Source organism: Exiguobacterium sp. s183, assembly GCF_018617655.1.
GTDB classification, from domain to species: domain Bacteria; phylum Bacillota; class Bacilli; order Exiguobacteriales; family Exiguobacteriaceae; genus Exiguobacterium; species Exiguobacterium aestuarii_A.
In genome coordinates this window covers 105,444-122,014 of the sequence record NZ_JACSKN010000005.1, presented here as the reverse complement: position 1 = coordinate 122,014, position 16,571 = coordinate 105,444, and the positions used below count along the sequence as shown (strand labels likewise).

Annotated in this window: 22 protein-coding genes and 2 tRNA genes; 13 read left to right on the top strand and 11 right to left on the bottom strand. The window is 44.9% G+C overall.

Annotated features, from left to right (window positions below):
• Nucleotides 1-8 precede the first annotated feature (8 nt).
• Nucleotides 9-374, bottom strand: coding sequence for a potassium channel family protein (locus KNP62_RS12505; protein WP_015880779.1), 366 nt, complete (start codon nt 372-374; stop codon nt 9-11).
• Between the two features lie 87 nt (nt 375-461).
• Between KNP62_RS12505 and KNP62_RS12500 the strand changes: the two genes are divergently transcribed.
• Complete coding sequence (locus tag KNP62_RS12500) at nt 462-1,694, top strand: cytochrome P450 (RefSeq protein ID WP_214785735.1); 1,233 nt, start codon at nt 462-464, stop codon at nt 1,692-1,694.
• Nucleotides 1,695-1,750: 56 nt separating this feature from the next.
• Here the strand turns inward: KNP62_RS12500 and KNP62_RS12495 are convergent, their stop codons facing one another.
• On the bottom strand, nt 1,751-2,500 hold the full coding sequence (locus KNP62_RS12495; RefSeq protein WP_214785734.1) for a sugar nucleotide-binding protein: 750 nt from the start codon (nt 2,498-2,500) through the stop codon (nt 1,751-1,753).
• 100 nt (nt 2,501-2,600) lie between these two features.
• On the opposite strand from KNP62_RS12495, the gene KNP62_RS12490 reads away from it, so the two are divergent.
• Nucleotides 2,601-3,176, top strand: coding sequence for a GNAT family N-acetyltransferase (locus tag KNP62_RS12490; protein WP_214785733.1), 576 nt, complete (start codon nt 2,601-2,603; stop codon nt 3,174-3,176).
• Between the two features lie 73 nt (nt 3,177-3,249).
• Nucleotides 3,250-4,059 (top strand): DUF368 domain-containing protein, encoded by an 810-nt coding sequence (locus KNP62_RS12485; RefSeq protein ID WP_074033017.1) that lies wholly within the window; start codon nt 3,250-3,252, stop codon nt 4,057-4,059.
• Nucleotides 4,060-4,093: 34 nt separating this feature from the next.
• Here the strand turns inward: KNP62_RS12485 and KNP62_RS12480 are convergent, their stop codons facing one another.
• The gene (locus KNP62_RS12480; protein WP_214785732.1) at nt 4,094-4,648 is read right to left on the bottom strand and encodes a methyltransferase family protein; all 555 of its coding nucleotides are present in this window, start codon (nt 4,646-4,648) and stop codon (nt 4,094-4,096) included.
• A 179-nt stretch (nt 4,649-4,827) separates the two neighbouring features.
• Here KNP62_RS12480 and KNP62_RS12475 point away from each other — a divergent pair, with 179 nt between their 5' ends.
• Complete coding sequence (locus KNP62_RS12475) at nt 4,828-5,874, top strand: NAD(P)/FAD-dependent oxidoreductase (RefSeq protein ID WP_214785731.1); 1,047 nt, start codon at nt 4,828-4,830, stop codon at nt 5,872-5,874.
• A 12-nt stretch (nt 5,875-5,886) separates the two neighbouring features.
• On the opposite strand, the gene KNP62_RS12470 is transcribed toward KNP62_RS12475, so the two are convergent.
• The gene (locus KNP62_RS12470) at nt 5,887-6,300 is read right to left on the bottom strand and encodes a VOC family protein (RefSeq protein ID WP_371743058.1); all 414 of its coding nucleotides are present in this window, start codon (nt 6,298-6,300) and stop codon (nt 5,887-5,889) included.
• 102 nt (nt 6,301-6,402) lie between these two features.
• Between KNP62_RS12470 and KNP62_RS12465 the strand changes: the two genes are divergently transcribed.
• On the top strand, nt 6,403-6,774 hold the full coding sequence (locus KNP62_RS12465) for a hypothetical protein (protein WP_074033021.1): 372 nt from the start codon (nt 6,403-6,405) through the stop codon (nt 6,772-6,774).
• A gap of 66 nt (nt 6,775-6,840) precedes the next feature.
• Here the strand turns inward: KNP62_RS12465 and KNP62_RS12460 are convergent, their stop codons facing one another.
• Nucleotides 6,841-7,710, bottom strand: a complete 870-nt coding sequence (locus KNP62_RS12460; RefSeq protein WP_214785730.1) for a hypothetical protein — start codon at nt 7,708-7,710, stop codon at nt 6,841-6,843.
• Between the two features lie 274 nt (nt 7,711-7,984).
• On the opposite strand from KNP62_RS12460, the gene KNP62_RS12455 reads away from it, so the two are divergent.
• Nucleotides 7,985-8,212, top strand: a complete 228-nt coding sequence (locus tag KNP62_RS12455) for a hypothetical protein (RefSeq protein WP_214785729.1) — start codon at nt 7,985-7,987, stop codon at nt 8,210-8,212.
• 185 nt (nt 8,213-8,397) lie between these two features.
• On the opposite strand, the gene KNP62_RS12450 is transcribed toward KNP62_RS12455, so the two are convergent.
• Entirely contained in the window at nt 8,398-9,312 is a 915-nt protein-coding gene (locus tag KNP62_RS12450) for a hypothetical protein (RefSeq protein WP_074033024.1), read from the bottom strand.
• 196 nt (nt 9,313-9,508) lie between these two features.
• On the opposite strand from KNP62_RS12450, the gene KNP62_RS12445 reads away from it, so the two are divergent.
• The 3 genes from KNP62_RS12445 (at nt 9,509) to KNP62_RS12435 (ending at nt 11,758) form a co-directional block, all read left to right on the top strand.
• A complete protein-coding gene (locus tag KNP62_RS12445) occupies nt 9,509-10,732 on the top strand; it encodes an LCP family protein (protein WP_214785728.1) in 1,224 nt (407 codons plus the stop codon).
• 79 nt (nt 10,733-10,811) lie between these two features.
• On the top strand, nt 10,812-11,519 hold the full coding sequence (locus KNP62_RS12440) for an SDR family oxidoreductase (RefSeq protein ID WP_074033026.1): 708 nt from the start codon (nt 10,812-10,814) through the stop codon (nt 11,517-11,519).
• Nucleotides 11,520-11,539: 20 nt separating this feature from the next.
• Nucleotides 11,540-11,758, top strand: coding sequence for a PspC domain-containing protein (locus KNP62_RS12435; protein ID WP_074033027.1), 219 nt, complete (start codon nt 11,540-11,542; stop codon nt 11,756-11,758).
• 37 nt (nt 11,759-11,795) lie between these two features.
• Here the strand turns inward: KNP62_RS12435 and KNP62_RS12430 are convergent, their stop codons facing one another.
• Entirely contained in the window at nt 11,796-12,650 is an 855-nt protein-coding gene (locus KNP62_RS12430; RefSeq protein ID WP_214785727.1) for an aldose 1-epimerase family protein, read from the bottom strand.
• A gap of 74 nt (nt 12,651-12,724) precedes the next feature.
• On the opposite strand from KNP62_RS12430, the gene KNP62_RS12425 reads away from it, so the two are divergent.
• Entirely contained in the window at nt 12,725-13,291 is a 567-nt protein-coding gene (locus KNP62_RS12425) for a TlpA family protein disulfide reductase (RefSeq protein ID WP_224863322.1), read from the top strand.
• 48 nt (nt 13,292-13,339) lie between these two features.
• On the opposite strand, the gene KNP62_RS12420 is transcribed toward KNP62_RS12425, so the two are convergent.
• The 4 genes from KNP62_RS12420 to KNP62_RS12405 all read right to left on the bottom strand — a co-directional run bounded on the left by KNP62_RS12420 (nt 13,340) and on the right by KNP62_RS12405 (nt 15,072).
• Nucleotides 13,340-13,546, bottom strand: coding sequence for a DUF3006 domain-containing protein (locus tag KNP62_RS12420; protein WP_015880796.1), 207 nt, complete (start codon nt 13,544-13,546; stop codon nt 13,340-13,342).
• 407 nt (nt 13,547-13,953) lie between these two features.
• Complete coding sequence (locus KNP62_RS12415; protein WP_214785725.1) at nt 13,954-14,754, bottom strand: MBL fold metallo-hydrolase; 801 nt, start codon at nt 14,752-14,754, stop codon at nt 13,954-13,956.
• Nucleotides 14,755-14,910: 156 nt separating this feature from the next.
• Nucleotides 14,911-14,984: transfer RNA gene (locus KNP62_RS12410), tRNA-Gly, on the bottom strand.
• 14 nt (nt 14,985-14,998) lie between these two features.
• Nucleotides 14,999-15,072 (bottom strand) — tRNA-Gly (locus KNP62_RS12405).
• A 130-nt stretch (nt 15,073-15,202) separates the two neighbouring features.
• Here KNP62_RS12405 and KNP62_RS12400 point away from each other — a divergent pair.
• The 3 genes from KNP62_RS12400 to KNP62_RS12390 are packed head-to-tail and all read left to right on the top strand — an operon-like array spanning nt 15,203 to nt 16,529.
• Nucleotides 15,203-15,562, top strand: a complete 360-nt coding sequence (locus tag KNP62_RS12400) for a hypothetical protein (protein ID WP_214696459.1) — start codon at nt 15,203-15,205, stop codon at nt 15,560-15,562.
• Between the two features lie 2 nt (nt 15,563-15,564).
• Nucleotides 15,565-16,119: a hypothetical protein gene (locus KNP62_RS12395; protein WP_224863319.1), complete on the top strand. Its 555-nt coding sequence runs from the start codon at nt 15,565-15,567 to the stop codon at nt 16,117-16,119.
• Nucleotides 16,116-16,529: a DUF3805 domain-containing protein gene (locus KNP62_RS12390; protein WP_214785724.1), complete on the top strand. Its 414-nt coding sequence runs from the start codon at nt 16,116-16,118 to the stop codon at nt 16,527-16,529. Before KNP62_RS12395 ends, KNP62_RS12390 begins: the two co-directional genes overlap by 4 nt.
• Nucleotides 16,530-16,571: the final 42 nt, after the last annotated feature.

Genomic DNA, 16,571 nt, shown 5'->3' with positions numbered 1-16,571 from the left:
CGCCATCCTCATGAATCAGAGGGTGGCGTCTTTTGTTTCGCTTCTAATTCATCGAGTCGTGCTTTTTGTAAGTGGTCAAATACTTTTGTAATGAAACCGACCATAATGCCGACCCCCGTTAACACATATCCGATTGTAAAAATTTTGCCGATATCTGTCTGTGGGGCGAAGTCACCATATCCGATGGTCGTCAATGTGATGACGCTGAAGTAAAGTGCGTCCAACCAACGCATCGCCTCGAACCGTGTGTAAAAAAGCGTACCGGACAGAACGGTAAGAAAGGCAAGGCTAAATAACACTTGAAACTCGGGGTCGCGGAGACCGCGCCAAATTCCGCGGACAATCCGGCGTAATGTCAGTAAGAACGGTAGCATGTCACTCGCTCCTTTCGATATTAGGTTTGTTCGCTAACAACGGGGGAACATCCTTTATAGTTCGAAAAAAGAGAAAGGGTGAGTAGGATGGGGAAAGTCATTCCAAAGCAAGAAGGGCTCGACCATAGTGTCGATTTTCTACGGGAAGGATATTTGTTTGTGGCGAATCGACGTAAAAGTTTTCAGTCGAATATTTTTGAAACGCGTTTGCTCGGAGAACGCGTGATTTGTCTCGGAGGAGAGGACGCTGCTGCCTTGTTCTATGATGCGGACAAATTTACACGTCAGGATGCCGCGCCGAAACGTCTTCTCAAAACCCTATTCGGGGAAGATGGGGTGCAAACATTGAATGGAACGGCACATACGCACCGAAAACGTATGTTCATGTCATTGATGACGAAGGAAAACATCGATCGTCTGCTTCGATTGACGGACCGTGAATGGAAAAAAATCCGACATGCTGGAGAAGAAATCGTTTTATATGACGAGGCACAACAGGTATTGATGAAAGCCGTCTGTGAGTGGGCGGGAGTTCCACTTGCGCGAGATGAAGTAGCGAAGCGGACCGATGAAATGAGATTGTTATTTGAATCGGGTACTTCGTTAGGTCCAACTTATTTGCAAGGGCGGAAGGCAAGAAGTTCGGCCGAGGCGTGGATTCGACAGATGGTCAAAGAAGTACGGTCAAATCGATTATTACCGAATAAACAGACGGCACTTTATGAGTTCGCGTGGCATCGAGATGAATCTGGTGAGTTGTTGCCTGAAGAAGTAGTGGCTGTCGAAGTGTTAAACATTATACGACCGACTGTTGCCATCTCGGTCTATGTCCTTTTTACGGTTCTAGCGCTTTATCAATTCCCTAAAGAAAGAGAACAAGTAAAGCAAGGACAGGTGTCGAAAAAGGCCTTTGTCCAAGAAGTGAGACGTTTCTATCCGTTCTTTCCTGTTGCGGCAGCTCGAGTCAAAACCGATTTTGAATGGGACGGATATACGTTTACGGAAGGAACGCTGACGCTCCTTGATCTTTACGGAACGAACCACGACTCCTCGATTTGGGTAGAACCTGATCAATTTAATCCCGCTCGCTTTATGGACTGGAAGGAGAGTCCGTTCAATTTTATCCCGCAAGGAGGAGGAGACGTGGATTTTGGACATCGTTGTGCAGGGGAGCATGTGACGATTGCGATTCTAGAACAAGTCATTGAGTTGTTTACGAAGGAGTTCTCGTATACCGTTCCTCCTCAAGACTTGAGTTATAGTTTCGTTGATATGCCGAGTCTACCAAAAAGTAAACTGCGTTTGACTGATGTAAAATGAATCGAATAAGCAAACGCCTACTCTTGATGGAGTAGGCGTTTAGTATGGAGTGCGGTTTATTTCGTTTGTAAATTGAGACGCTTTGAAATCGGACGGATTGGGACGGACGGGTCAATCATTCGGTTATCCCGTTTCGGTTCATCCGTGCATTCAATCTGCCAATCGGCGTCATGAAGCTCTTTTAGTCCGACGGCAATGTCATAAAGCGAATAGTTCGCATTCCCGTTTAGCTGATAGATACCGGACCCGCGTTTCGTCAAGATTTCAAATAAAGCTTCTGCTGTATCCGGTAAAAATGAGCAAGATGGATACCAATGCTCACTCGCTTGTATGACCCCTCGTTGTTTCATCTCGTTCGTAAAATAGTCCATCATATTGTTCGATCCGGCTTCATCCCCAATCTGCCATCCAAGACGAACAATCTGAGCACCCGGGTTGACACGAACGATGGCTCGTTCGCAGTCACGTTTATACTTTCCGTAGTCATCTTCAGCATCTGGCGCCGTGTCCGGTGAAATCGGTCCAGTCACATCATCTGAAAAAATCGACACTGTACTCGTGAACAAGAACGGAATCTTCATCTCCCCACATAAACGAGCGAGCGTCTCGGCCCATTCAACCGGTCCCATACCGATATGTAAAAAATAGTCCGGGCGGATGCTTTCAATGAATTGTCGCATCTCCTGCTCGTCTGTCGTGGACACTTGCTCACGATTCCATGCAATCCCCTCAATGCCATGACGCTGTAATGCTTCGGCAACAACCGGTGCTACCGTGCCGTTCATTCCAGTAATGATTGCTTTCATTTTATTTCGCCCCTTTCTCTCTATATCATGCCACAAAACGGGCGTGGACAAACAATCGAGGTGTTTGCCTATGCTAGACTAGGTGATGGAGGGATCAATGATGAATATTCGACAAGCAACGAAGCAAGATTGTACACAAATCGCACCGCTCATGTATCAGGCGATTCATGACATCGCGTATACGTTGACGGGGTCAACGAATACCGATGAAGTATTAGAGCGATTGGCGATGTGGGTGGAAAAACCGAAGAATCGTTTAAGCCACGAAAATATATGGGTCGCCGATGTAGAAGGGGAAGTGGCGGGAATGATCATTTCGTATCGAGGGGACGAGGCGGAAGCATTAGATCGCCCGATTCGGGAATGGTTAAAAGCGCATGGGAGCAAAGTGGAATTAGATGTTGAGACGGAGGGGTTCGTTCAATACATCGATTCACTCGCTGTACTAGAGGCGTATGGTGGCCGTGGTATCGGAACGAAGTTGATTGAACAGATCTGTACTGTCGCGGCAGAACGTGGTGTCCCGGCCGTCACCTTGAACGTGGATCAAGACAATCAAGCGGCTCATCGTTTGTATACGCGACTCGGATTCCACAAAGAAAAGGAAATGATGATTTCGGGATCTCGTTTTGACTATATGAAAAAAGAGACACGCTCGACTCCTTTCTCGGTCTAAAAGCGGATGCGCAAACGCTCGTTCTCGACTATACTAAGTGCTTGAGGAAAGATATATGTAAAGGAGATACATTATGGAGTGGAAGAATATTTGGCGGGGAATGGCCATGGGAACGAGTGATTTGATTCCTGGTGTAAGTGGAGGTACCATCGCAGTTATTTTGGGCATCTATGATCAATTGATTGAAGCAATCAGCGGTGTATTCAGCCGATATTGGAAAAAGTATATTGGTTTCTTAATCCCGCTAGCGATTGGGATGGGAACAGCCATCATCGCCTTAAGTCGAATTATCGAGTATTTGTTGCTCGAATATTATGCGCCGACACAATTCTTCTTTATCGGATTGATTTTAGGGATCATTCCGTTACTTTTTGTAGAGTTTAAGTCACGTGCATCGATTCGTCCTATCCATGTGATTGCCATGATTGTAGCAACGGTACTCGTAGCGAGCATGGCGTTTCTCAATCCGGTTGATTCGTCTATCATTACGGACGTTACCTTTGGGACAGCGCTCCTCTTGTTCTTGTCTGGGTGGTTAGGAAGTATGGCAATGTTACTTCCTGGAATCAGCGGATCATTCGTGTTGTTGCTGATTGGGGTCTACCCGACAGTCATCAGCGCCATCTCGAACTTCAATTTGCTCATTATCGGAATTGTTGGGGCAGGCGTTGCGGTCGGCTTTATTGTTAGTAGTAAAGTGATTCGCTATTTGTTGGCGAATTTCCCAGGAATGACGTTTTCGGTCATCATCGGATTGGTAGTGGGTTCGCTCGCTGTCGTATTTCCAGGAGTGCCGGCCACAGGTCTCATGTGGGCACTCAGTGTCATCGCGTTCATCGCAGGGATTGTTGTCGTCCGATTGCTCAGTCGTTACTCCGTATAAAACAGCAAGGAGTCCGGGATCACCGGACTCCTTTTTAATAGATAAACGGAAATAATCGTTTGCGTGACTTTGACCATGATACATACGATTGACCGAAGTGACGGGTCAGCATCCCTTCCTCAATCCGAATCCGATATAGTAACGCAAGAGCCGTAAGAGCGGTACCGATCAAAGCGACTGCCCAATGAAGAAAATACAATGAGAACCCTAACGTAATGAATAGTAAACCTGTGTATAAGGGATGCCGTAAGAAACGATAGGGGCCAGAGCTGACGAGCTCGTCTTGAGGACGAACGACAACGTGTCGGGTGAATTGATGACGAAGGTGGAAAATTCCCCAATACCGTAATGATACACCCGCTATGTAAAACGAAAGAGCAAGTATGCGTTGAGCCATTGATGGACGCGCCTCAACAAAGATTGAATAGATGATAGACAAAGAGAACATGACAATCATCGTCGACGCTACGAAATAAAAGCTTTTTCGCTCGACGGAACCGTCCGTTGCCTCTTTTCGATTACGAAATTTCCATGTCTCCACAAGCCAAAAACAGGACACGATGATCAATGCAAGATCCATCCACTCCATAGCGCACATCCTTCCTTTTGATTCATCTTTCCTTACCCGACCTTCGATGAAGAAAAACCAAAGGCGAATAGTGTTGGGAAAAAGTTTGTAAAAGACAAAGAAACGGGTTATCATCTAATGAGAATGATTATCATTTTTAAGGTGAATAGATCATCTACATAGAAGGGAAGGATACGACGATGGGCGAAGAACAATTCGACGTGACGATTATCGGTGGGGGTCCGGCAGGGTTATATGCTGCTTTTTATAGTGGATTACGAGGCATGAAAACAAAAATAATCGAATTTCAACCTCAACTAGGTGGAAAGCTGCACGTTTATCCAGAAAAAATGGTGTGGGATGTAGGGGGGCTCCTTCCGACGACGGGAGCAAATCTGATCGATCAACTCGTCCAACAAGGCCTCACCTTTTCGCCGACAGTCATCCTAGGGGAGAAAGTGGAGTCGATTTCAAAACGCCAGGATGGATTATTCGGGATCGACACGTCGAATGGTCATCACGTATCCAAAACGGTGATCGTCGCAACCGGGAGCGGTATTTTGAAACCACACAAGGTCGAAATCAGCGGTGCAGAGCGATTTGAATTGTCAAACCTTCATTATACGGTCAAGTCAATAGAACGATTCAAAGGGAAGCGGGTCTTGATTTCAGGTGGCGGAAATAGTGCCGTTGATTGGGCCAATGCGCTCGAGCCGATTGCGGAGCAAGTCATTTTGGTTTACCGAAAAGAAGAGCTCGGAGGTCATGAAGCGCAAGTCGAGAAGATTAAAGAAAGCCGAGTCGATTGTTGCCCCCAGTCAAAAGTCACGGACTTGATTTCTCATGATGGGCAATCGATTCAGCAAGTGCTGTTAACACAGATTGACACGGGAGAAACGAGTGTGGTCGATGTCGATGAGGTCGTCATCAATCATGGGTACGAACAAGATGCAGAACTTCTTCGAAACAGTGAATTAAACGTAGAAATGGTCAATGGATTTTATGTGAAAGGGAACGCGGGGAGTGAATCGTCCGTTCCGGGATTATATGCTGCAGGTGACATTCTGACGCATGAAGGAAAGGTCCATTTGATTGCAGGGGCATTCCAAGATGCGGCGAATGCGGTGAATCGGGCCAAAACGTATATTGACCCGAATGCGACCGCTACGGCAATGGTCTCTTCTCATAACGAACGTCTAAAAGAAAAGAACCGTCAAATCATAGAAGATACTTTATTGAAGCAGTAAGAGAGACGTCTCTTACTGCTTTTGCGTAGGATAATCACAAAGCTCGGTGATGACACCACCTGAATGACGTGGGTCCATATAGATCAAACGTCGACCTTTTGCGGTCGTACGTAGTGTATCTTCTAAAAAAGTGATGCCATTTTGTTTGTGTGTAGCGATGGCGATGTCTAAATCTTCTACACGATATGCGATGTGATGGACGCCTTTTCCTCGTGCTTTCATGAAACGCGCAATCGGACTCGTATTACTTGTTGGTCGCAACAATTCGATGACATCTTCACCGATGTGAATGACAGCTAGCTCGGTTTCCACCCCAATGGCTGTATTCGTATAACGGTCAATCAGTTCTCCACCAAGCACAGTTGTATAAAATGTGATTGCTTCGTCTAAATCACGGACGGCGATTCCAGTATGATCGATTTGCATAAACATTCCTCCTCAATCTTCAGTTTGCCTAAAGTTGAACAAAATGTCACTTCACAACGTTTCGACCATATCCGATATAATAAGAGAGGGAGGGACAGCGAAATGAACGGAAAAATCACAATGGGATTGGTGGGCATGTTCGCCCTAGTATCATTTGTGTTTGGACTCTCGCTTGCGACGTTTGTCGATTATCGCATCAATGAAGAGCAAGTTGTGCTCGAACGGTTAACCACCCATAAACAGATTGGTCCGACAGAGTTGCTGTCTACCGAGGTCGATTTTCATTTGAATGGATCGAATTATGCGATTCGTTTCAAGGATGAACCGAACATCACGTATTGGTTCAGTGTCGTAGATCGCCAAATCAAATTTGATCGGATTGAATCGCTCGATTTGAGAGACACGGGACTCCGGACAGAACTGTTTAAGGAAATGCCGCCTTTGGCGATGGAGTCGACAACTGCTGCAGAATAAAAGACGTCGAATGAACAACTTTTTCGTGTGAGAACGAGTTGATACAATCGACGTCTTTTTTATTGATCAATAGAGTGGAGCAGGTAGCACTTGTTGTGTAAGCATATATATCCCGCCTGACGACACTTGAGCACCTTGCTTTCGAAGTGCAAAATTCAAGTCAGATTGCAGGTTAGTCGTAGAAATACGAGCCTCGTCGATATATCTGAATGCATCGTAAAATTTTTGTTGAAGAAAGGAAAGGGCATCCTGCAACATAGACTCGTCACAATCTAATTGAATTTCTTGGACGCACACGTGATACATATGTAGTCGTACTTTCATGATTCCGATTGGTTGGTGACACCAGTTTAATGTGTAGAACAGTGTTTGTTGCCGAGTTGCATGTGCGAATTGTTCATGCGTCATCGGGATGGCGCCCGGCAAGACATGACAATGCGCATTACGAAAAGTGAGCCAATCCGCTCTTCGTGAATAGTCTATCAATTCGAGGGTCCAGTACGTATGCGATGCTTTCTCACAAGGAATGAATGGCAAGTGATACGTATTCGTGTGATGGAATACTTGAAACCCAGTTGTCTCATATATTCGAAGCTTATCTTGATTATGATAGTCCTCTTCCTGAAGATAGTACGTAATCGGGTGTGTGGTTTCTCGACTTCGTTCATACATGATTCGGTCAAGCAACCCGCGAAACACATGACGATCAATATATGAGACCTTTGAGAGTTGAATGATTTGAAACGCTTCTAAATGCTCGTCATTCGCAACAAAAGCAGCTAATGGATTATTTTTGTTTAAAGCGATGTACACGTGCTGATGAGGAGGTAAGGAAAGGAGCGGGGGTGTCTTTGATAAGGGGTATAACGACTGAATGGAGATGCGTTCCTGCATAGCTAATTGCCTACATTCTACAAAGCGTAGCGCTCGTTTCAAGGAGAATCCTTCTTTCTGAATGAGTTAATAAGTACAATTAAATTGTAAGCGCTATCTTACTTAAAATTGTATGGCATTCTCATGAAACCTGATTGATGAAAATAATCAACAACTTTCATAAAAACATGAAATTAAATAGATTGTAAGCATCCGATTCAGAAAAACTGATTAGTTACGCTGATAGATCTGTGAGTTTCGTCAAATGTCAGACGTGACGTGCGTCGAAGACATGATATACTTAATCACAATGAAACCAATCAATTAGGAGTTTATGATGAAATATATTTATCAACTGATTCTCGTATCTATGTTGTTCATGATTGGTGCGCCCACGACGGTTATGGCCGAAACAGAACCGGTAGTGATTCACGAGAACATCATTGTCGAAGAAGAGGTAGAGATTCACGAAGGATTTCAATCACCCAATGAGATGGTGTATGTCTTCGTATTAATCGTGTTATTATCTGTCGTTGGTTTAGGAATCATGAACACGATCGAATAACGTGAAAACGTTCACAAAAACGCAATAAGTCGTTTGGTAACGGTTACAAACGTTGCTTTATACTTATATGTGTAGGAAGGAAGTTCTGCACCAACTTTCTGTCCTCCTTTTCAAATGAACACCCCTCGTTCATATCATGTATTGGAGTCAACCGATGTCATCGATTGACTCCCTTTTTTGTCTATCTAAAATCGAATACGTTTTTCTTTTGCTAATCGTTTTAATCGTTTTGTTTCATCCGTATGGCCATGGCTCTCTAAGAAATCGACGTAGACACGGAACGGTTCGGAACGATGTGAAAAGAAAGGGATATACTCTGAAAATAGCTTCTGTTCGGCTTCTTGTAAGTTACCTTCGGCGACGAGGAGGCGGAGCTCTAACATTTTAAGAGCTTGATAGTTTTCAAGTGCGGTATCTTCTGTCTGGGATTTTTCCAACATCCGCTCACACAGTTTGAGAATGCGTGCGTGAAGAATCTTTCTCGTGTTGGCTTGGCTGTGTTCAATCGGCAAGGTTGATAGTAAGTCGATTCGTGTGGAATCCACGTCTTTTGGCACGTGGAGGGCAGTATATAAAGCGCGGTCAATCCAGACGGTATCAATGGGTGCGTCTAGTTGGTAGTAGTGGATGAGTTTTTGGAGCATCGTGACTTGTGAGATTTTCAATAGGCGAAACGGGTCGCTCGTTGAAAAGAGAGGTTCTTCTCCGGCTGACGTTGATAGAAGATAAAACATCTCTTCATACATCGTGCGTGCCTCAGTATATTCTTCGGCATAGTGGGCTAAATCACGGATGATTTTTTTGGCGTGGATATACCAATTTTTTTGATCACGGTCGGACATGACTTGATTGGGACGAATATATAAATGTTCATATGCTGAATCGACAAAACGTTCAGCTAACGTAATCGTTTGTGAGAGCGAATGACGCTCTTCCGAATGTTTTTTTTCTTTATAGCGTGTGAACTGGCTGATCATAAAATCAAAGTCTTGATCATCAATCACATCTTTTGGAGTATGACGATACATCTCGACCAATAAATCACGTAACGTCGCCTCACCATATTGCTCCAACAGCATGCGTAATTTTCCGATGCGCATCAGCTCTCCTCCTTTCATTCATACTTATTGTATGCATCTCTGATTTGGGCAGACACCAATTAATATTCCTTTCCCGGATTTCATCTGAAACAATCATATGGTCTCATGCTTAAGACGGATTTTCCTTAGAAACGTTGTCAGATCAATGCGGGTTCGGGATAATAGAGAAAAATTGATAAAGTTGAGGATTGAAAATATGAAAGATGATCAACGTTTATCGCGTGTAGAACGTAGAAAGCGCGAACTCGAACAACAAGAACTCGAAGCGTCTCGTTTGAATCATGAGCAATCAACGGACGAGCTACAGAATATAAATGAAGTATCGGAACCGAATCGACATCAAGAAAGGACGACGTCTCAGTCGGAGCATCCTTTCTTGAACGAGAAATCGTCAGAAGCGTCGAAGTCAACCGAGGGAACATCGAAAAACCGGCGAAAACGGATGCCTCGAATGCTGTCATTCTCAAAACCAAAGCGCAAAACGTCTCGACCGAAGTCAAACCATGCTGCGCAGCAATCGAGACCGTCCAATCCGTCAAAACCATCAAAACGTGAAGTCGAGCAATCAGCAAAACCAACAAATAAACGAAAGCGTAAATGGAAAGGGAAAGTGGCCCTTCTTCTCATTCTCATGTTGCTTGTCGGAGGGTATGTCGCGACTTCTCCGTTCACGTTCCTCATTATGGGAAGTGACGCACGGGTGGGGGGATCCCTCTCGGGGTCCCGCACAGATTCTCTACAATTGATGGAATTTGTCCCTCGTTCACGTACTGTTCAAAACGTGTCGATTCCACGCGATACGTATACGGCCATTCCATGTGAGCCAGACCGGGATGGCGATAAAATCACCCATGCGTTCGCTTATGGTGGTGCAACGTGTACGGTAGGTGCTGTTGAAGGACTGACCGATGCGTCGGTTGACGGACAAGTCGTGATCACATTTGAGTCGTTCATGGAATTGATTGATTTGATTGGTGGTGTCAATGTGACGGCAACACACTCGTTTAGTGAGAAAGGGTTTAACCAGACGTATGAGTATACAGAAGGTGTCTCTTACGCAATGGATGGAGACATGGCACTTGCCTATGCGAGACACCGTAAGTCGGATACGGACGGTGCCCGTTCGAATCGTCAAACCGAAGTTATGACAGCCGTCGCAGAAAAATTGGCTAGTCCTTCGGGTTGGACGAAGATTCCGGCAACGTATCGTTTCATGAAAGAGGAAATGGGTCTTGAGATGAATGTCTTACAAATGGCATCTGTCGGTCTGACGATGATCTCGAACCCAGACGTGAATAAGATGCAAGTTGAAGGACAAGATGCCTATATCAACAATGTCTATTACTACGAACCGTTAGAAGAGAGTGTGCAATCCATTCGGGACGCCCTCGATTTATCGATGTGGGGCACGGTCAGATAATTTTAAGAAAAGGGTTTGATTCTGACTTGAAAGAGGAATTTTAAACAAATGAACTACTCTTTTGAGGAGGGAAATTTGAATGAAAGTATTAGTCATTGGAGCAACAGGAAAGATCGGGAAACGTGTATTGAAAAGTCTAGCGAAGACCCATCAAGTGACCGCTTTAATTCGTTATCCTGAACTACAAGCAGAGTACGAGAAAATGGGTGCGCGCGTATTGACGGTTGATGTCGAGAAAGAACTTGAGAAAAAAGTTCATGAGGCGACAAGTGGACAAGATGCAGTCATCATTGCGGCGACTGCTGGCGCAGACGGATCGAGTACCGAAATTGAACTGCTCGACCGAAACGTCGCGATGAACGCGATTGATGCTGCTAAAAAAGAACGAGTACGTCACGTCGTCTTGCTCAGTGCATATGGCGCGGACCAACCGAATGCCGCACCAAAGGAACTCTTTAACTTTCTGTCAGCCAACAATGCCGCCGACGAATACATCGAACATAGCGGTTTGAACTATACGATCATTTGCCCAGTGACCATTGTCGATGAACCGAGTAAAGGTTCCATCGAAGCATCTGAAGACTTGAACGATGCGGACGGTGCGACGATTTCCGAGACAGATGTCGCGACTGTCATCTCTGCATCTCTTGACAACCGTGGACTATACGGTCGCCGAATCGAAATCAAGTCGGGTAGTACGCCGATTAATGAAGCGCTTGATTTTGAAGGCCGTGGAGAAGTGGCGAACGGAGGTAGAACGACGTTACGCCGACCACAACGATCATAACGAGTTGAGGAGAAGATGACATGGAACGAAAATTGTATAAAGATCAGAATAATAAAATGATTGCCGGAGTCTGTTCGGGGCTCGGGAACTATTTAGGAGTGGACGTCACAATCATGCGTGTTCTGTTTGTGGCAATGGCACTATTAGGTGGTCCAGGGCTTCTGATTTATATCGTTCTGGCCATCATCATGAAAAAACCGCCATCAGAATATGAGGCGGAACAAGAAGATCGTTTTTAACGAAAACAAGCAATCCGACATGACTGTCGGATTGCTTTTATTTTTCGATGTATAAGGTGTAGCTTGCTTCGAACGTCTCGTCTGGGGCAAGGAGTTGAACTCCTTCTTTGTGTAGAAAATCTTTTCGGTGTCCTTTATAATCTGCGTGACCGAACCATGGTTCAAGACAAACGAATGGAGCATCCTTATGGGGTGGTGACCAAATGCCAAAGTGAGTAAATGAAGGGCTTTCCATCACGATTGCCGTGCCTGACGGCTGATGACGTAGTGCGGCGTACTCCACATTTTCGAAAATCAATGCATCGTCGTCAAATAGGGAATGGGTAAGCGGGATGTATTGCCGATCACCTAGTGGTTGATAGGCCCCTGTCAAATACGGTCCCTCTAATAGATAGCGGTCAAGTGTACGTACTTCTCCGAAGTCGATCGTATAGTCCTCGAACGCACCACCCTTGAAAGGGATGTTGAATGCGGGGTGCCCACCGATACTGAACGGTAACATGGTTTCACCCGGGTTATGGACACGATAGGTGACAATGACTTCTTCTCCTACAAGTTGATACGATACGTTCAGAGTAAACGGGAAAGGGTAATGTTGACGTGATTCAGGCGTATCTCTCAAGGTGAAACGAACGGAAGTTTCAGTCGATGATTCGATGTCGAAAATCGCATCACGAGCAAAGCCGTGTTGACTCATCGTATACGTGTTGCCTTCATATACATATTGATCATCCAATAATCGCCCGACAATCGGGAAAAGAATAGGGGCTTGTCGTCCCCAATACGTCGGATCACCTTGCCATAAGTATTCCGTTTCGGCTACTTTCCAACTAGTCATCTCAGCACCCTGTGCTTTTAACGTAATCTGAACATTCTTGTTTTGAAGTTGCACAATACATACGCTCCTTTACGGTTTGTGATAAGTTAAGTGTAGAAATCTTAAGTAAAACAAACAAGGGGTAAATGATGCGCTTACAAAGAATCGTAATCGGAACGCTCATCCTTCTATTGATTGCTGGGCTTGCCTACAAGGGCTACGAAGAATATATGATGACACAAAAGAAAGAAGAGGCGGTTCCAATCGTCCAAAATGAATCGGTATTAGGAGGGCTCGAAGTGGGGCAACAAGCTCCGGAATTCACCTTGAATACGCTAGAGGGGGAGAGTCTGACCCTTTCACAGTTCCAAGGACAGCCGGTAGTCATTAATTTTTGGGCTTCTTGGTGCCCGCCTTGTCGAGATGAGTTCCCTGAACTGGTTTCGTTTGAAGAAGCGACAGGCATTCCGGTTCTCGGTGTGAATGTCACCAAAAATGAACGACGAGGAAAAGCGGACGTCGAGGCTTTTTTACAGGAGTACCCGGTTGATTTTCCAATCTTGTTAGATGAAGAAGCGGTCGTAGAGCAACAGTATCGTGTCGTCGCGCTACCGACAACGTACGTGTTAGATGAACAAGGAGTCATTGTGGCGAAGCAGACAGGTCCCGTCGACGAAGCGTGGATTCAGCAACAGATTGAAAAGACGTCAATGTGATATTTCAAAAAAGCTGAACGATCTGCCCTTAATGGGAGGGCAGATCGTTCAGCTTTTATAGTGTTGCTTGATCAATGCATCAAAATTTGGGGTCATATCTTCTTCAAGATAATAATGATGATTGTCTCGAATGATTGTATCACCAACACGTGCTTCGGAAGGTAAGAATCGTCTAGGAATGAAACTTGAGCCGTTATTCCATCTCAATACGGCATATTTTCCCTCGATTCGCACCAATGTACCGTACTTAATCATGCCTCTTCCTCCTCGACGAGCAGCTTCTGTCTCTTTTTATCCTTACATCATGTATTCCCACATTCCACAAAAGCTACACATTTTTACGAGTGTCTGTCCAATCGGATAAGGGAAGTTATTCCAAGAAACACAAGAGGATAAATTTGATAAATGTGAAGGAAGTTTGAAGAAAACGCTTTCTTTTTTTAAAATGGTCTTCTATAATGAAAGCACGGGGTGATTATGACGAAACTGTGAACAATGGGGGGATGGTCATGTTTTCTTCTGCAATGATTGGGTTACTCGCTCTGACGGGAGTAACGATCTATGGGGTTGACCGTATGTTCACGGTCCGCTCAGAACGCGTCACAAAGAAATAGGTCTACATAGGGGGAAATCGCAACGTCTTGGGGAGACGTTGCGATTTTTTAATAGTCTTGTTGACGAGACCGGCGATCGGTCTCTTTTTGTTCCACCATTTTTCGATTACGTTCATGGACACGGTCGAAAAAAGAATGTTCTGGCCACATAGGAGACCAGTGGCGCTCTTCGGGAAGTGCTAAGATGTATTCTTCTGCCGCACTCAAACGTTCAATCATTTGGCTACGATTGTCGCATAGGTCACCATGTCCAGGCACGAACCATCGAACTTCATGTTCATAAATGAGGGTTTGCAACGTTTGTAATGTTTCGAGATATGCGGTCGGATCATGCTCGATAAAAGGTGGCTCGATATTCGAACCGTAATCTCCGCATACGAGTAGGTGCATCGGCTCGATTAGAACAGATAGGTGAGTTGCATCATGACCCGGTGTCGAGATGAACGTAACGGGTAACGATCCAAGTAGAAGTGTCTGATTCGATTGGACCACGATATCGATATCAGGCTTTTGAATCGGGCGATCGATGTAGTGCTGTTCATAGAACTCGCGAATCTCATCGAGCTGATCGGACGAGTCGGCATCTACAAATGCCTGTGAGGCAATCGTTGTCGCATCCTTAAAACCATAAGCCCCAATAATATGGTCGAAATGATGATGGGTGAAGATGACGTAAAGTGGGCGATCATCGCGTCTTAGCTCGATATCTCGACGAATCGTGGCAATTTCCTCAGGAAGCCACGTGGGGTCAATCAAAAGAATGGCGTCTGGTGTATCGATCAAGGTGGATGTCGTTCGCATCAATGCACTTTCATAAATCGTGAATGATTGAAGTTTCGCTTGAATCAAAAGAGTTCCTCCTCATCTGATTAGAGTCATTCACTCTTTTCCCCAAAACAATCAATGGAACAACAAAAAAGCAGAAAGTCAGAAGACTTTCTGCTTTTGCAAGGTCTCAACCGTGCATTGTATGTGTGCGAGAGGTTCTCGCGTATATGTCGATATTGGAGCGGGTGAAGAGAATCGAACTCTCGTCATCAGCTTGGAAGGCTGAGGTTTTACCATTAAACTACACCCGCATGAAGAAAAAATATGGAGCGGGTGAAGGGAATCGAACCCTCGTCATCAGCTTGGAAGGCTGAGGTTTTACCATTAAACTACACCCGCGTTACGTCTTAACGTTACTTTGATATAATAGCATATCAGATTCTATTTGCAAACCCTTTTTTAAAAAACTTTTTAGGTTGCAGAATCCTATCCACAACGAAGATAATAGAAAAAAGGGGAGAAATCAAATATGAGTGAACGAAAATCATATTTACAACTGATGGGCGAAGGATTTCGAATGTTGAAGCAGTCCAAACAAACGGATCAAACAGTGTCTCTTCGAAGCTGGACGTTCTCGATTCATCACGATAATGAATGGTATGTCGTGTTACGTTCGAATCGGGTCAAGTGGGTCGGGTTACCGAGTCATACATTTGATATTGCTCTTGATTCGATTCAAATTGGGAATCTTCGAATCATACGTCACCCTGAATCGAACGAAGTACGTTTGACAATCGATGAAGAATGGGGATTGGAAAATAAGGTTGTTTGTGACAACCTAGAATGGGAAACATTCGTCGATGCGCTCAAACAAGTGAAGGGGGAGTAAGCGTGAGTGAAGAGAGGTTGTATCGAATGGAAGCGGAAGCACGAGGGAGTGCTTGGCGGGCCCGGGTTCTAACAGGAATTCAGCGATTTCGATTTTACAAAGGCGAATTGCTCGCACCATCGAACCGGCCGTATGTCGTCTTGAGCATTTCGCAAGATGAAGGGTCTTTACCTGATCTGATTGAAACCGATATGGGCATCCTCTTGATTCATGAGCGAGTCAGTCCAATCTTTATGAATGTCTGTCCATATGACGTTCAGCTCGTCCGTGTCGAGCTTCATACAAGTACAGGGAAGACTGATCGGTATTGCGCACTTAATGTGCTCCGACGCTTTGAAATCGAATACCTCGAACACTCGAACGAATTTCGCCCGTTGAGTACGGATCGATTCTATTTCCTATCCAATCAAACGGTTCGAATGAACTTATTTGGACATATGATTGCCCAAGATGTAAATAGCCAACGTCTGTATGTGACCGAACGACTAAAATATGCACTACAAGCAAAAATGGTCACAGGACTGGCATTTAAGCAAGTAAAGGAGAAAACAGCATGAAAGAGTATGAAATTGATGGGTGGTTCCGCCTGACGTATCCGGAACATTACGAATACAGTGAAGAAGAAGACTACGTGAGCTTCTATTCAACAGAAGAGGATGCGCAAGGAACGCTTCAAATCTCCATCTATGAGTCTGAGGATTCACAAGAACCAAGAGAAGCCGTCTTAAGCGAACTCAATACGTTCTTAGGAGAGTTCCCAATCGACGTAAAAATTGCGCCAAGCGTGACTGACGAGACAGGTGACATGACGACAGCTTATGCGAGCGGCATCGAAGACGGGATGCATCTAGATGTCTGGTCTTTGACGGACGGAAAACGCCTTTTATTCATGACGTACGTTGCCGATCAAGTGACGAATGAAAAAATGGAGATTGAATCAATCATCGACTCAGTCGAATGGACATAAAATGAGACACGACGCCAAGTTAGAGGCGCGTGTCTCATTTTT

Bases quoted from the DNA above. Each gene is read 5' to 3' on its own strand.
- KNP62_RS12400 (WP_214696459.1), top strand. From the start codon at position 15,203: ATGAGTGAACGAAAATCATATTTACAACTGATGGGCGAAGGATTTCGA.
- KNP62_RS12450 (WP_074033024.1), bottom strand. From the start codon at position 9,312: ATGCGCATCGGAAAATTACGCATGCTGTTGGAGCAATATGGTGAGGCG.
- KNP62_RS12500 (WP_214785735.1), top strand. From the start codon at position 462: ATGGGGAAAGTCATTCCAAAGCAAGAAGGGCTCGACCATAGTGTCGAT.
- KNP62_RS12470 (WP_371743058.1), bottom strand. From the start codon at position 6,300: ATGCAAATCGATCATACTGGAATCGCCGTCCGTGATTTAGACGAAGCA.
- KNP62_RS12505 (WP_015880779.1), bottom strand. From the start codon at position 374: ATGCTACCGTTCTTACTGACATTACGCCGGATTGTCCGCGGAATTTGG.
- KNP62_RS12425 (WP_224863322.1), top strand. From the start codon at position 12,725: ATGCGCTTACAAAGAATCGTAATCGGAACGCTCATCCTTCTATTGATT.
- KNP62_RS12445 (WP_214785728.1), top strand. From the start codon at position 9,509: ATGAAAGATGATCAACGTTTATCGCGTGTAGAACGTAGAAAGCGCGAA.
- KNP62_RS12390 (WP_214785724.1), top strand. From the start codon at position 16,116: ATGAAAGAGTATGAAATTGATGGGTGGTTCCGCCTGACGTATCCGGAA.
- KNP62_RS12455 (WP_214785729.1), top strand. From the start codon at position 7,985: ATGAAATATATTTATCAACTGATTCTCGTATCTATGTTGTTCATGATT.
- KNP62_RS12465 (WP_074033021.1), top strand. From the start codon at position 6,403: ATGAACGGAAAAATCACAATGGGATTGGTGGGCATGTTCGCCCTAGTA.
- KNP62_RS12495 (WP_214785734.1), bottom strand. From the start codon at position 2,500: ATGAAAGCAATCATTACTGGAATGAACGGCACGGTAGCACCGGTTGTT.
- KNP62_RS12420 (WP_015880796.1), bottom strand. From the start codon at position 13,546: ATGATTAAGTACGGTACATTGGTGCGAATCGAGGGAAAATATGCCGTA.
- KNP62_RS12480 (WP_214785732.1), bottom strand. From the start codon at position 4,648: ATGGAGTGGATGGATCTTGCATTGATCATCGTGTCCTGTTTTTGGCTT.
- KNP62_RS12475 (WP_214785731.1), top strand. From the start codon at position 4,828: ATGGGCGAAGAACAATTCGACGTGACGATTATCGGTGGGGGTCCGGCA.
- KNP62_RS12440 (WP_074033026.1), top strand. From the start codon at position 10,812: ATGAAAGTATTAGTCATTGGAGCAACAGGAAAGATCGGGAAACGTGTA.
- KNP62_RS12490 (WP_214785733.1), top strand. From the start codon at position 2,601: ATGAATATTCGACAAGCAACGAAGCAAGATTGTACACAAATCGCACCG.
- KNP62_RS12485 (WP_074033017.1), top strand. From the start codon at position 3,250: ATGGAGTGGAAGAATATTTGGCGGGGAATGGCCATGGGAACGAGTGAT.
- KNP62_RS12435 (WP_074033027.1), top strand. From the start codon at position 11,540: ATGGAACGAAAATTGTATAAAGATCAGAATAATAAAATGATTGCCGGA.